At 46.7% G+C, this 14,665-nt stretch carries 12 protein-coding genes; 6 read left to right on the top strand and 6 right to left on the bottom strand.

Going from position 1 to position 14,665, the window contains the following annotated elements:
- Positions 1 to 32: 32 nt before the first annotated feature.
- On the bottom strand, positions 33 to 1,205 hold the full coding sequence (recF, locus tag VB836_RS23625) for a DNA replication/repair protein RecF (RefSeq protein WP_323223144.1): 1,173 nt from the start codon (positions 1,203 to 1,205) through the stop codon (positions 33 to 35).
- Positions 1,206 to 1,433: 228 nt separating this feature from the next.
- Positions 1,434 to 2,567 (bottom strand): IS200/IS605 family element RNA-guided endonuclease TnpB, encoded by a 1,134-nt coding sequence (tnpB, locus tag VB836_RS23620; RefSeq protein WP_323223119.1) that lies wholly within the window; start codon positions 2,565 to 2,567, stop codon positions 1,434 to 1,436.
- A gap of 55 nt (positions 2,568 to 2,622) precedes the next feature.
- Here tnpB and tnpA point away from each other — a divergent pair, with 55 nt between their 5' ends.
- Together tnpA and VB836_RS23610 are read left to right on the top strand one after the other, a co-directional pair.
- The gene (gene tnpA / locus VB836_RS23615; protein ID WP_323223117.1) at positions 2,623 to 3,030 is read left to right on the top strand and encodes an IS200/IS605 family transposase; all 408 of its coding nucleotides are present in this window, start codon (positions 2,623 to 2,625) and stop codon (positions 3,028 to 3,030) included.
- Positions 3,031 to 3,844: 814 nt separating this feature from the next.
- The gene (locus tag VB836_RS23610) at positions 3,845 to 4,501 is read left to right on the top strand and encodes a HEAT repeat domain-containing protein (RefSeq protein WP_046278431.1); all 657 of its coding nucleotides are present in this window, start codon (positions 3,845 to 3,847) and stop codon (positions 4,499 to 4,501) included.
- A gap of 144 nt (positions 4,502 to 4,645) precedes the next feature.
- On the opposite strand, the gene VB836_RS23605 is transcribed toward VB836_RS23610, so the two are convergent.
- The 4 genes from VB836_RS23605 to VB836_RS23590 all read right to left on the bottom strand — a co-directional run bounded on the left by VB836_RS23605 (position 4,646) and on the right by VB836_RS23590 (position 8,180).
- On the bottom strand, positions 4,646 to 4,843 hold the full coding sequence (locus tag VB836_RS23605; RefSeq protein WP_152964723.1) for a hypothetical protein: 198 nt from the start codon (positions 4,841 to 4,843) through the stop codon (positions 4,646 to 4,648).
- Between the two features lie 105 nt (positions 4,844 to 4,948).
- Positions 4,949 to 5,209, bottom strand: a complete 261-nt coding sequence (locus tag VB836_RS23600) for a MoaD/ThiS family protein (protein ID WP_046282160.1) — start codon at positions 5,207 to 5,209, stop codon at positions 4,949 to 4,951.
- Between the two features lie 180 nt (positions 5,210 to 5,389).
- On the bottom strand, positions 5,390 to 6,337 hold the full coding sequence (locus VB836_RS23595; protein ID WP_323223113.1) for a class I SAM-dependent methyltransferase: 948 nt from the start codon (positions 6,335 to 6,337) through the stop codon (positions 5,390 to 5,392).
- A 73-nt stretch (positions 6,338 to 6,410) separates the two neighbouring features.
- Positions 6,411 to 8,180 (bottom strand): DUF1565 domain-containing protein, encoded by a 1,770-nt coding sequence (locus tag VB836_RS23590; protein WP_323223112.1) that lies wholly within the window; start codon positions 8,178 to 8,180, stop codon positions 6,411 to 6,413.
- Between the two features lie 1,025 nt (positions 8,181 to 9,205).
- On the opposite strand from VB836_RS23590, the gene VB836_RS23585 reads away from it, so the two are divergent.
- The 4 genes from VB836_RS23585 (at position 9,206) to VB836_RS23570 (ending at position 14,618) form a co-directional block, all read left to right on the top strand.
- Entirely contained in the window at positions 9,206 to 11,194 is a 1,989-nt protein-coding gene (locus tag VB836_RS23585; protein ID WP_323223110.1) for a S8 family peptidase, read from the top strand.
- A 105-nt stretch (positions 11,195 to 11,299) separates the two neighbouring features.
- Positions 11,300 to 11,551: a cyanobactin biosynthesis system PatB/AcyB/McaB family protein gene (locus VB836_RS23580; protein ID WP_323223108.1), complete on the top strand. Its 252-nt coding sequence runs from the start codon at positions 11,300 to 11,302 to the stop codon at positions 11,549 to 11,551.
- A 444-nt stretch (positions 11,552 to 11,995) separates the two neighbouring features.
- A complete protein-coding gene (locus VB836_RS23575) occupies positions 11,996 to 12,238 on the top strand; it encodes a cyanobactin biosynthesis PatC/TenC/TruC family protein (protein ID WP_002781476.1) in 243 nt (80 codons plus the stop codon).
- Between the two features lie 52 nt (positions 12,239 to 12,290).
- Positions 12,291 to 14,618 (top strand): TOMM precursor leader peptide-binding protein, encoded by a 2,328-nt coding sequence (locus VB836_RS23570; protein ID WP_323223099.1) that lies wholly within the window; start codon positions 12,291 to 12,293, stop codon positions 14,616 to 14,618.
- Positions 14,619 to 14,665: the final 47 nt, after the last annotated feature.

The following is a 14,665-nucleotide window of genomic DNA, read 5'->3' as shown; positions in this document are numbered from 1 at the left end:
TTTGTGTCTCTGTGTCTTTGTGGTTTTTATACTTAAAAATAATAGTCAACTTTTCCAGATTGTACAGACAGAATTTGAGTATTTTTCAACCATTGATCATCAAAAACACCTAGATGAGTAGTTGTAATTAAGGTTTGAAAGCGATCACCCACTGCTTCTAAAAGTTGATTTTGACGGTTGATATCTAATTCGGCTAAAACATCATCTAAGAGTAATAAAGGCGGTTCACCCACCACATCTTCTATTAACTGTAATTCAGCCAATTTTAACGCTAAAACCAGCGTTCTTTGTTGACCGGAAGACCCATGCTGACGAGCGGGAGTTTGATTAATTTCAAAGCAAATATCATCCCGATGGGGGCCAACTAAAGACGTTCCTTGCTGCTGTTCCGCGATCGCCCGAGTCGAGATTTTTTGCAAAAAAGCCTGCTGAACCGCTTGGGGCGATAACGCCGATAACCGAGTCTTTTCTGCGGACAAAACCTGCACATTCGGTTGATAACTCAGTTGTAAATTCTCGGTACTCCCACTAATTAAATGATGCCAAGTTTGAGCCAAGGGTGTCAACCGTTCTAAAACCCGATCTCGCCGTCGGATGACTCTTGAACCCGTAACCGCAAGTTGAGCATCCCAAACGGCTAATTCTGAGCCAGAACTTGAGGATTTGGGTTCAATATCTGTCGATAAACGAGATAGAGATCTGTTTTTTTTAAGTAAAGCATTGCGTTGTCGCAAAACTTGGTTATATTGGTGTAAAATATAAGCATAAACAGGTTCAAGTTGAACTAACAACCGATCCAACCAACTGCGGCGTCGTTCAGGACTTCCTCGCACTAATTCCAAATCTAAACTCGAAAATTCCACGACATTGAGAAGACTTAAAAAATCTAACTGTCGTCGTAGACTTTCACCATTCAACATCACCGTTCGTCGTCCTTGACTTCGCAGCGTCACAGCCAGTTCTAAGAGTCCTCGATCTCGTTCTAAAGTAGCGGTAATTTGTCCGATGGTTTCAGGATCTAAAATCAGATCGCGATCGCGACTCACCCGATGACTTTTTAACGTAGAAAGTAACTCAACCGCTTCTAACAGATTAGATTTTCCTTGGGCGTTATCACCAACTAAAATCGTTTTAGGAGCATCAAACACTACTTTTTGATCCCGATAGTTGCGAAACTGTTGAAGGTGTAGCGTTTTCAGATACATAGCAAACAAGGAAAAGAGCAAAGATCTAATTAGGAGTGCTAAATTGTGAAGTACCCAACACCAACGATGCACGCTTATGGTGTGGGCTTCCTGTTTCTTTGACAATCGCCTCTACCAGAATTAACTTCCAGCTTTGGTCTTACATCGTCTCCACAGGCTAAAACGCCACTTCCTGACGCTAAAAAATCAGAAACAGATATTAAAAGGAAGAACGGATTAACTTAACTGTTAGCAACCGATATCTTTGTGTTTTAGAGATAGCTTAATCCGTTTTTCCGCAACAGTCTCCGTTATAAAATAGTCACGCAAATTGAGTGCGGTGTTGATGTCTCTATCATGCACTTTTCCGCACTTTGGACATTCCCAAGTCCTGACTTTTAAGGGCATTGTATCAATTCGATGCCCACAACAATTACAAGTTTTAGAACTGGGGAAAAATCGGTCTACAAAGACAACTAATTTCCCCTGCTCTTTTGCCTTGTATTCGGTTAGGGTTTGTAGCATCCCCCAGGCAGCATCGTTAATAGACTTGGCTAAACAATGATTGCGACCCATACCTTTAATATTTAGATTCTCAAACACAATGACTTGGTTTTTGTCAACTAGCTTGCGTGAAAGCTTGTGATGAGCGTCTAAACGACAATTGGCAATCTTGTTGTGTACCTTTGCAACCTTAATCCTTGCCTTGTTTCGATTACTAGATCCCTTGACTTTACGAGATAATCGTTTTTGAGATCTGGCTAACTTTTTCTCATATTGTCTATAGAATTTAGGAGGTTTAATCTTTTCGCCGTCGCTGGTAACAATCAGGGCATCCAGTCCTAAATCAACACCGATCACTTTACCTTCTATACAGGGTTTGGGTAATAAACCCGCTAACTCAATTTTAAGCGATGCAAAATACTTGCCCGATGGAGTCATCGAAACAGTAATTGACTTGACTTTACCTTTTATTGATCGGTGAATCTTAGCTTTAACTTCTCCCAGTTTGGGGAGTTTAATTGTTGAACTGTTAACCCGAAACCCTTGAGGATAAGTTGCGGATTGCTTTCTATGTTTGGACTTTAATTTAGGGTATCGACTTGTACCTGTAAAAAAGTTCTTAAATGCGGTATCCAGGTTTTTTAGCGATTGCTGTAAAACTTGACTAGCAACCTCGGTTAACCAGGGCAACTCTTTTTTGAGAGCGGGTAATTTATTGGCACATTTCGTATAATTTAAGCCTTTGCCCGTTTCCTCGTAAACTTTGTTCCACTCCGCCAGAAATCGATTATATACAAACCTGGCACACCCAAACTCTTTTAAAAGTTGAATGCGCTGTTCTTGATTGGGATACAACCGAACTTTGAGAGCAGTAAACATCGATTTATGATGATAGACTGCTAGTAGTGTAGCGGAAATGGAGTTAAAAATCAACATGACCGTAAAACATTCAGCAAGAGCAGTCTCAGACGTTCAAGCCCATTTGGTGTTAGTTTCTAAATATCGAAAAAAGGTCTTTACAGACGAAATGCTGACCACCATAGAAGCGGTGATCAACAAAAACCTGGAAAAGAATGGCTGCGAGTTGATAGAGTTCAATGGTGAACCAGACCATGTTCACCTGCTTTTTCAATACCTCCCTCAACTGCAATTAAGCAAACTGGTAAACTCAATTAAAACCGCCACCAGTCGAGTTCTTTCTAAGCAGTTTGAAACTCAATTGAAAGAGATTTATTGGGGAAAGAAGGTGGTCTGGTCTAGCAGTTATTATGTTTCGAGTTGTGGAGGCGTAACCGTTGAGAGACTGAAAGAGTACATTGAGGAGCAAGAAAGACCCAATTAATTGTTTTGTTGGTCGCGATTCATCCCACCGCCAACGCGCTTCTTATGGCGTGGGTGCAACGAGGCGACCTTTTGGTAAGCTGAATAATCAGATCCGACAATCCATCAGGGGACAGTTCTCAGGTGATCAACGAGTCAAGTAATATAAAACACCATTCTGTTTGCAGGCGATAGGCATCAAGCAAACACACAAGTCTCTAATCTTCACCCCAAGGGGATCAGTCTGCAAGCCCCCTTCATTCAAGAGATTTAGAGGGATTAACCATCTGTTGCATCTTTTTTCCATTTCAGATACAGTCAAAACAATTATCAATCTAAACAAATGTGAAGTACCCATCGCCATAAGCGAATGCGTTGGCGTGGGCTTCCTGTTTCATTGACAATTGCCTCTACCAGAAAAGTTTCCTGCTTTGGTCTTACATCGTCTCCGGAGGTGCGTGCTAATACTTGCGTATCGCACTGACTCCCGTAGTAGATATTTCTACTACCCAGGCTATCCCCCTCCTCCCGAGGGTTCTAAAATTAAAACACCGAAAGCAGATTTGGGCTTGATTTTTTTTAGACCAGTGATCTTGCTTTCTTCCCGATCTCCGCTCTTTCTTCGGCGAGGTTAAAAACCTGCTTCTGTTGTGTATAGCCTCTATGTTCCGAGACGGTCGGTGGGTAAAAAACCATCTCTATTATATCATTTTTGGTCGCGATTCATCCCGTCGCCAACCTGTTACTTATGGCGCGGGTGCAACTCGGCTCAATTAAGATAAATGTAAATTTTGGGTGCCTGTCGTTTTTTGTGTTTAGACTTAGGAGAGTTAGTCATGGAAATTGATCAGATTCAAACGTATCTCAACAGTAGTGATTCTCAACAGCGATTAAAAGCGCTCACCGAACTGAGACACTATGATAGTGAAGTTGCCGTTCCCTTGTTGATGAGTAAGCTGCGTGATCCTGAGTTTTTAATTCGCTCTTTTGTGGCGATGGGTTTAGGGAACAAACGTTCTCCTGAGTCCTTTGAGGCGTTGCTAGAGTTGCTCAAAGGCGATCACGATTATAACGTCAGGGCGGAAGCGGCTAACGCTTTGTCGAAGTACGGTGATATCGCTATTCCTCATCTTGTGGAAGCGTTTCGTCTCGATGATAGCTGGCTCGTTCGTCGGAGCATCCTTGCACCCTTAACTGAGATGTCCTATCCAGAAGCCCTGTATGATATCTGTAGCTATAGTTTGACGGGGGAGGATCAAACCGTTAAGGAAGCAGCCATTGACAGCTTAGGAATGCTCTCAGGAACCACCAAACAAACAGAAGCGTTACAACAGCTTCTCAGGCTCGTCAGTGCAGACGGCTGGCGTACCCGTTCACGGGTGGCTCTGGCTTTAAGAAAATTTGACGATCCCCAAGCCAAAGCTGCACTCAACTACCTCAAAAAAGATGAGGATCATCGAGTCGTCGGCGCTGCCTTAGAAGGTTGGCTCTAGAACGAGGATAACCGGGTTTCCTCAAGAAGCCCGGTATCGTTTGGTATTCTCAGCATGGAGGTAGATGTAGAAGAAAGCGGAAATCAATCAAAGAGGATTGTTGAAAATCTCTGAGTTCCTGAACTCCAAAAATTTATTGATCAATTAGTTGCGTTTTAGGCTAGAAACAAATATAATGGAGCCTGTCTGCGGATCTACAATCTGAGAACGAGAGATAGCAATAGACGAAGAATCATTCGTCTGTGCCGATTTGTCGAACAAGCAACCTGCTGAAGATAGGCTCAAAAAGCCAATAGCGACAATAGCAGATACACCCACTCCCTTCGGATTGATACGCTTCATGGTTTCCATGACTTGATTAGGGTTACATTCTCTACTTTATTCTATCTCCAGTCAAATGGGGATGTATTCCGTATGAAAATTTTCTCAGGTTTATTTAACTAAACCTTAACCTCCGCTAACAGGCGGAATTAAGACGACTTCATCACCATCTTCTAACGGGGTTTCGGGCGAAACAAACTGCAAGTTAACGCCAAAATGAGTGACTGAGCGCCACTGTTCGAGTTGGGGATGTTCGTTGATACAGTGTTCGAGAACTTGAGAAACAGGGGTTTGAGAAGGTAAAGTTAAAACCAGTTCAGGAAGCTTGTAAACCTCTTGATACACAGCAAACAGTTTAACAGTGACGGTGATCGGTAAGTTAGACATGATCTAGGGGGCTGGGGACAGGGGACAGGGGACAGAGGATAGGAGATAGGGAACAGTAACCAGTAATAACTGCATAACTGTAAACTGCATAACTGTAAACTGTAAACTGTTTAAACCCGCCCCTACACTCGTCACTGATCTAAGAATTCTCCATCAATCCAACTCAAACGAATCAAGCACTTATTCAGATTTGATCGCAATAATTGTACGATGGCGGGGGTCACTAGCAACAGTGGTTTGATAGTCAAAACCCATTTCTGTTAAAGCGGCTTCCACATCAAAGGTATAATAATCATCAGTCCAGGGTTCGGTACTTTTCATCAGAGTAAACAACACAGGCGGTAAATTCTGAATAACGGGAGATTTTGGATTATTATCAACGATTGCTAAACAGCCACCGGGGCGCAGAATTCTCAAGACTTCTTGAAAGATATTACGAGTAGCTTGACGGGGTAGTTCATGGATGAGAAACTGTAGAGTAACCACATCAAAGGAATCATCAGGAAAGCCTGTATTTTCAGCGAGGGCGTGTTTCCATTCAATTTCGGCTTGAGTGTCTTGGTGTTTAGCGACGGCTAACATATAGGGCGATAAATCTAAACCAATCGTCTGAACATGAGGATTATAATTTTGTTTAAGATAATCATGTAAACTTCGGGTAGAAATTCCCACAGAACAGCCGATATCTAAAACATTATTAACAGATTGAGGGAGATATTTTCCAAGAACTTGATGAAAGCTAGAACGTAATCTTTCGTGGGCGGTTTCCCAACTGAGATTTTCATCTCGCCAAACTCTCAACCCCATTGAATAGGTAGCAGATTCAGCTTCAAATGCAGCATCCCAACCTAAGTTTCCGGTTTCGTAAGCATGAAAAGGTTGTTGATAATAATCAGGATAAATAATAGTTTGATCGCAAATTTTTGAGAATAAACTTTTAACGGTTGAGTCTTCTAATTGTTTGTAATTTTTCCGCCAATAAATGCCGTTTTTTTCGGCTGTTTTAATGAAAACCTGTCTAGCTTGATGTTTCATCACGCTGTAAATGGGAGGCGTTTTAATTAACACATTCACGAAACGAGATAACAAATCTTCACCCGCCCAGTTCGGTTTAATTTTAGTGTTCATCGATCAAAAAAAGAGTAAAAACACACCCGAGAGTTTGATTAATCAAAAATTAATTCACATCGTCACGGATTTGCTAATTATAGGGTTCGAGTTTAGCTCGAATTCCATTTCGGTTTAGCAATTGTATCACCTCCGAGGCTTTAGCACGACTTTCAAAAGCGCCCGCTTGAATAATTGAGCGTCCTTGAACCACCGTGCGAAACGCATCAGGAACAACCGTTCTGACTCGTTGATAAGCCCCCTCACTATTATCCTCGACAACGACACGATACTGTAAACTTCTTAAAGCCGTTGTTAGAGGGGTCAACTGACCGACAGGCGGACTTGCAGAAGGGCCAGTATTTAAACCCGGGGGAAGATAACCTTCGCCACTTAGGGGAATACCAGAACCCGGAACAGGTAACACACCCGACGAAGATAACGCTTGCGGCGGTGAATTTTGGGGCGGATAGGAATTTAACACTTCTCCGGTTTCAGGCGGCGGAACCGCAATAGGAATAGCGGTAGATTCCGAAGCAGAGGTTGAGGAGAGGTTGGAGAGAATTAAAGATCTCCCAGAGGAGTTAGAATTGGCGACAACAGGCGCAGGAGTAGGAGGCGGTGTCGAAATCCCTTGAATTTGGGGTGGGGGAACCGCAATAGACACAGGGCGAGGGGAAGCCGTCGGACGAGGATTTCGGGCTGTTGGGCGAGAAGTGGATGCTTCTGGGATGAATACCGGTAAGGCGGCGCTGCTATTGATAGGAGAAATAGCAGAGGGGTTATTAGCCGAGTCATTATTAACGCGGTTGGTAAGTTGCTGGGCTATGGGAGAGGGGGCATTCGGGGCGGTATAATTTCCGATGACTTCGACTGAACCAATGGTTTTGGCTGAAGTGAGTTGATTTCCGTAGGCTTGGATGACTTGGGTTTTCGTGCCGTTGTTGACATCATAGCGGCCATTACTGCGGATGACGTTATGACCGGGTTCGGTAGCATTTCCTAAGTCCGGTAACGCCGTAGCGATCGCCACAATTCCATCCCGTTCATTGCGTTCAATATAATTATCTCTTAAAATCGGACGGGCGTTCGCTTGAATCACAATCCCATCTTTGTTAAAAATAATCCGATTTCCAGCGATAAACGGAGCGGCGTTTTGGGAGACATTAATTCCAAATCCAGTATTTTGAAATTCATTATTGCGAATTTCTGGGCGAGAGGAACCAAAAACAGTAATACCGTTCGCTCCATTTCCGCTAAAATTATTTTCTTGTATTAACGGCGCACTGCTGCCAACAACCGAAATACCATCATGGGTGCTGCCGCTAAAGGTATTATTAGAGATAATCATCGAAGCCGATTCAACCCATAATCCATAGCCGCGTGGATTGGGATTCGTCACTGTTACCCCGCTAATTCTCGCCCCGTTAGCCCCGAGAACCGCAATGTCTTGTTTGGCTGAGGTGCGACTGGTATAGAAGCCGCCACCATAGATAATAATCGCTTCTCCGCGAGTGTTGGGATTGCCTTGAATGGTAACATTGGGTTTGAGCATCAGGGGAAACTGTTCGCCTGTTTGGGCGCTGTAGGTTCCCTGCGCCAGAAGAATTGCGGTATTGGCTTGAGCGAGATTTAAGGCTTGAGTAATCGTTCTCAACGGAGACTCTTGGGAACCGTTACCCCCATCATCTCCAGTGGAAGCACTCACGTAAATGATGTTAGCAGGAGTATTGGGAGACTGAGGGGTTTGATCCACTTGTTGTCTCAGCAACGGTTCTGCTAGAGTCGGAGCGGCATCTAGGTAAAGGCTCAGACTGGCGATCGCAACGACTAAAAACGACAAACGCTGAAATTTTATACTCAATGGCAGGTGAACCGACTCACAGTTGAGGTTAGACCCATGAAGTTTGAGAGCGCGGGAGTTCAAAGGTTTAGAACAACGATTGATGCACTCAGACGATTGATGATCGAACTTGATCAGATGCGAGGTCGATTCACAGTTGCGGTGGGATGGTGAACTCACGGCTTTTCTCCGACAAACTGTATAGAAGTGCAGAATCTAACAAGAAATTGGATTGGCGTCAATTGACACTTCCCAAAATTTATTCGGGGGAATCTTCTTTCTAAGATTCGACGTTCATGGACTGATTGCAATCAGCCAACAAGACGATCAAATCTCCCTTGATCGTTCCGCTTGGCTCTCCCGTCAGGTTAGAATCTAGCTTAATCAAGGGTTTCAGCCTGAGCCATCCCTGAAAATTGTATCGGCTGATCCTTTGAATCCCAGCCTCCGAGAGAACCCCGATTGCTACACAAATTACCGTAGCACCGTACCACAAAATAGCAGGTTCATACTATTAGATCCTAAAAAAGTTGCAAAAGTTAACCGTTCGCCCCTGACTCTGAATTTACAGGGGAATGCCTCAAAGCCCTGTCCCGACACCAAAAATAATTTTGGTGCGAGTATTCGCGCTTCATTAAGATCAAAAGTCGGTACGGAAAAGCCATCTTCAGAATAGGCCATTTTACTAAAAATTCAACAGATTCAAGAACTCTGTAAAGTTTTATTGAAAAAAGTTAGACTTTGGCTTCTAACTATGTTTAGATATTTTTAGTGAGTTGGCATTGAGCTAAACGCTCTTCCACTAGCCAATTTAACAAACCAGTCATTTAAAGTGACGGTCTGTTGGAGCATCTGGCCAACATAGGATTGTGCAGAAATCAAACTAATCCCTTGTTTTAAAGACAATGTTATGATAGTCTTTTTTCAAAGATTAGACTTAGAGTAGGCTGGGTTTGATTACCTTACATTCAAGGTGAAAACCCAGCTAGCAATAGATGTAAAAGAACGACTCTATGCTGATTAGTATTTGGAATAAATACGTTTAAATGCTAGAGAAATTAAGTACCATCTCCCAAGGAGATAGTAGTATTTGTGTGGCTGTTTTGGATGGTCCTGTTGACCAAAATCATCCTTGCTTCCAAGGCGCAGATCTAACCTATCTTCCCACCTTGGTTCAAGAGGCTCCTAGAATTGATGGCAATATGTCCATGCACGGAACCCACGTTGCCAGCATTATCTTTGGGCAACCGGGCAGCCCAGTGGAGGGAATCGCTCCCCATTGCAAGGGGATAATCGTGCCGATCTTTGCCGATGACCGCCGCAAGACTTCCCAGTTAGATTTGGCTCGGGGAATCGAGCAAGCCGTCAATGCTGGAGCCCACGTGATCAACCTCAGTGGAGGTCAACTGACTGACTTTGGCGAAGCCGATGGCTGGCTAGAGAATGCCGTTCGTCTGTGCAGACAAAATAACGTCTTGCTGGTCGCTGCGGCTGGAAACAATGGTTGCGATTGCTTACACGTACCCGCAGCCTTGCCATCTGTGCTAGCGGTCGGGGCGATGGATGCGAATGGCAAACCCCTCGACTTTAGCAACTGGGGCGAAACCTACAAAAACCAAGGAATCCTTGCCCCTGGCAAAGACATCCTGGGGGCGAAACCGGGTGGTGGCACCCACCGCCTGAGTGGGACAAGTTTAGCCACGCCGATTGTCTCCGGTGTAGCAGCCGTGTTACTCAGCCTTCAACGGGAGCAAGGAGAAACCCCCGACCCCCAAAAAGTTCGTCAAATCTTGTTGCAGAGTGCCTTACCCTGTGACCCTGACTTGCCAGAAGAAACCCGGCGGTGTCTGGCAGGCAAACTGAACGTCTCTGGAGCCATAACGTTAGTAAAAGGAGGAAAGATGGCTGAGGAATTCACATCAGTCGAGGTATCAGAAGTACAAGCCGCAGGCTGCGGTTGTGGTGGCGGTCTAACCAACGCAGGTGAAGCCACTGCCGCCCAGCAAGAGCAACCCGCTCAAGGCTCGGTTGCAGCAGCCAGTCCAGCAGTTGGGGCAGTTCCGAGCAACAGTCCTAACTTGCAAGACTTGATTCAATCATTGCCCACCCCTGTAACTCAACAACCCATGATGCCCAACTTTACTGCTAATTCCGTCACTGCCAGCCAAGCCCCCAGCGAACTTGCCGAGATGGGTCAGCTTGTCTATGCTCTAGGAACCCTTGGCTACGACTTCGGAACAGAAGCACGCCGGGACTCCTTTAAACAACTCATGCCCCCCTTTGATTTAGGTGGAGGAGTCATGGTTCCCGCCAACCCCTACGACGCCCGTCAGATGGTGGACTATCTAGGGGAAAACATCTCCGAGGCGCGATCGCTGATTTGGACATTAAACATTGAACTGACTCCGGTCTATGCGATCGATCCGGCTGGCCCCTTTGCGGCGGAAGCATACCGCGCCCTTCAAGAACTCCTGGCGGGTCAAATCCAACCGGAAAACGATGCGGAATATGTTGAACGGGTGAGTATCCCCGGTATTTTAACTGGACGTAAGGTCAAACTCTTCTCCGGTCAAGTCATCCCGGTGATTGAACCCCAAAGCACCCGTGGTCTCTACGGTTGGAAAGTCAACAACCTGGTCAGCGCAGCAATGGGCGCGGTACAAGCTGAAGATGGCACTGCTGACGAAGAAACAATCCGCAAAACCTTGGATGGCTTCCTGAACCGCATCTACTACGACCTCCGCAACTTGGGAACCACTTCCCAAGACCGCGCCCTCAACTTCTCCGTTACCAACGCCTTCCAAGCCGCCCAAACTTTCAGCCAAGCGGTAGCCGTTGGCATGGAACTCGATAGCGTTACGGTAGAGAAAAGCCCCTTCTGTCGGATGGATAGCGACTGCTGGGATGTGAAGCTGAAGTTCTTCGACCCGGAAAACAGCCGCCGTGCCAAGAAGATTTACCGCTTTACCATTGATGTCAGCGATCTAATTCCTGTCACCCTTGGCGAAGTTCGTTCTTGGTCTTCTCCCTACTAAGGAGCCGCACAATTTTAGTGAGAGTGCAATATTAGACCCCACTCTCACTAAAAGATGCAGATGTGTTCAGTTGATTAATACTCTCCATAGGGAGAATCCTAAACTATGCGACTTCCTCTATTATCTCCCCCGATTAAACGTCCCCATTTTATCCAGCCAGCACTGTGCGTGGATCTAGAAAATGGTCGTCCCGAAGATTTGGTGCATATTCGGATGGATCTGCTCCATGCCGCTAACTATAACGATCCTCCAGCCTTTGCCAACCGTAGTTTCAACCAAGTGATGCACTCTAGTGCCAGCCAGAGTTCAGCCAGCCAGGGCTGGGGAGGTTTTGGCAGCATGGGAGTGCGAACCTAGTTGACGATTAGCTGTACAACACGGTACTCTAAGTGCGTTTATGAACCCCTGCCGGAAATCAAGACTAAGCGAATAACCATCAGTCGTATTGCTGGCAATTGGTATCTGTCTGTCGCTTATGAATTTGAGCCTGAACACACCATCAAATCAAGAGTTTATCTGGGTGTTGATGTAGGGATTAAGGTCTTGGCTACCTGTTCAGATGTGAAGCTTGCCACATATCAATCGGCCGCGACTTGAACGCAAGCCTCAATGCGCGAACATTACGCCGAAGGCTATTCGGTTTGAGCCTGTGGATCGGGTACTGCCGACAGTCCGAGATGAAGCAGGAACGAAACTTTAATACGGTTTGTACCGTGTTATATCAGTTTTCGATAGCAGGATTCTATTAATGGGCTGCTAATCACGCGATGCCTCAGCCAACCCTAAACATCCAAGGACACTATGAGCAAGAACAAAACCACAACAACATCCTCGGAAGTCCCCTCTAACCCTGAACCGACCCCGCCTGAACCGAGCAAGTCTGAACCGACGACGATCACAACGCCTGAACCCAAAAAGTCTTACGTTCCCACTTCCCAGACCGGGCTGCAAGATTATTCCTACTGGTGCCAATACGTCAAGGATCAAGCCAAGAAATCAGACAAAGACCCTAAATCCTTCCGGCGTGGTCGCATCTGGGCTTAACCCCTAGCTGCTGGTCTTGTTATCGTCCACTTAATCACTGACTGTTCGTTCTATGCAATCCACCCCACTGCTCCAAATTCAACCCCACTTTCATGTCGAGGTGATCGAGCCAAAGCAAGTCTATCTCCTTGGCGAACAGGCTAACCATGCCCTGACAGGACAGCTTTACTGCCAGATTTTGCCCCTCTTAAATGGGCAACACAGCCGTGAGCAGATTGTCGAAAAGCTGGATGGGGAAGTCCCAGAAGAATACATCGACTATGTACTGGAGCGTCTGGCGGAAAAGGGCTACCTCACGGAGGCAGCCCCGGAACTGTCCTCGGAAGTGGCGGCATTTTGGAGCGAGTTAGGGATTGCACCTCCGGTTGCTGCGGAAGCTTTACGGCAGCCTGTAACCCTAACCCCTGTGGGCAACATCAGTGAAGTGACGGTAGCAGCCCTGACAACGGCTCTGCGGGACATTGGTATTTCCGTGCAGACCCCAACGGAAGCAGGTTCTCCAACGGCGCTCAACGTCGTCTTAACCGATGACTATTTGCAGCCCGAACTCGCCAAGATTAATAAACAGGCACTAGAGAGTCAACAAACTTGGCTACTGGTTAAGCCTGTAGGCAGTGTGCTGTGGCTGGGGCCTGTGTTTGTTCCGGGCAAGACGGGCTGTTGGGACTGTCTAGCTCATCGGCTACGGGGCAACCGGGAAGTCGAGGCGTCAGTATTGCGGCAAAAACAAGCCCAGCAGCAACGTAATGGTCAGTCCGGTTCTGTAATGGGTTGCCTGCCTACCGCACGGGCAACCCTGCCTTCTACCCTGCAAACGGGGCTACAGTTCGCGGCAACTGAAATTGCCAAGTGCATTGTCAAGCACCACGTCAATGCCACTGCACCGGGTACTGTGTTCTTTCCCACCCTCGATGGCAAGATTATCACCTTAAACCACTCGATTTTGGACTTGAAAAGCCATATCTTGATTAAGCGATCGCAATGTCCAACCTGTGGTGATCCCAAAATTTTGCAGCACCGAGGATTTGAACCTCTGAAGTTGGAGTCGCGCCCCAAGCACTTCACCAGCGATGGCGGTCATCGGGGCACCACTCCCGAACAGACGGTGCAGAAATACCAGCATCTAATCAGCGCGGTGACGGGAGTCGTCACAGAACTGGTGCGAATCACCGACCCAGCTAATCCCTTGGTACATACCTACCGGGCGGGGCATAGCTTCGGCAGCGCCACCTCCCTGCGGGGTCTGCGGAATACCTTGAAACACAAGAGTTCTGGCAAAGGCAAAACCGATAGCCAATCTAAGGCTAGTGGTTTCTGTGAGGCAGTGGAACGCTATTCCGGTATCTTTCAGGGGGATGAACCCCGCAAACGGGCAACCCTGGCAGAACTGGGAGACTTGGCGATTCATCCTGAGCAGTGTTTGTGCTTTAGCGATGCCCAATATGCTAACCGGGACACCCTGAACGAACAGGCAACAGTGGCTCACGATTGGATTCCTCAGCGCTTTGATGCGAGTCAAGCCATTGAATGGACCCCCGTATGGTCATTAACAGAGCAGACCCATAAGTATCTGCCGACAGCCCTGTGTTACTACCACTATCCCTTACCCCCAGAACACCGCTTCGCCAGAGGTGACTCCAACGGAAACGCCGCAGGCAACACCCTGGAAGAAGCCATTCTGCAAGGGTTTATGGAACTGGTGGAGCGCGACGGTGTGGCGCTGTGGTGGTACAACCGCTTGAGGCGTCCGGCAGTGGATCTGGGCAGCTTTAACGAGCCGTATTTTGTCCAGTTGCAGCAGTTCTACCGGGAAAACGATCGCGATTTGTGGGTGCTGGATTTAACAGCAGACTTGGGTATTCCAGCTTTTGCCGGGGTGTCGAATCGAAAAACTGGAAGTTCGGAACGGCTGATTCTCGGCTTTGGGGCGCACCTCGACCCGACTATTGCTATTCTCCGCGCCGTCACAGAAGTAAACCAAATTGGCCTGGAACTCGATAAAGTCCCAGATGAGAACCTGAAAAGTGATGCAACAGATTGGTTAATAACAGCGAAACTGGCGGATCATCCCTATCTCCTCCCTGATACCACACAACCCCTCAAAACAGCCCAGGACTACCCCAAGCGTTGGAGTGATGATATTTACACCGATGTGATGACCTGCGTAAACATTGCTAAACAAGCGGGTTTAGAAACTTTGGTAATCGATCAAACCCGACCGGACATTGGGCTGAATGTGGTTAAGGTGACAGTGCCAGGGATGCGCCATTTTTGGTCACGGTTTGGGGTGGGTCGGCTCTATGATGTCCCGGTGAAACTGGGATGGCTAGATGAACCGCTCACTGAGGCACAGATGAACCCCACACCGATGCCATTTTAAGTTTTTTTAAAGTTTAGGGGCGACTCGCTTTCGCTACGTGCCAGATG

It is taken from the genome of Limnoraphis robusta BA-68 BA1, assembly GCF_034932365.1.
In the GTDB taxonomy this organism is placed as follows: Bacteria; Cyanobacteriota; Cyanobacteriia; order Cyanobacteriales; family Microcoleaceae; genus Capilliphycus; species Capilliphycus robustus.
Note: the sequence above shows the minus strand (reverse complement) of the source record. Positions and strands in the feature narration are given on the sequence as shown.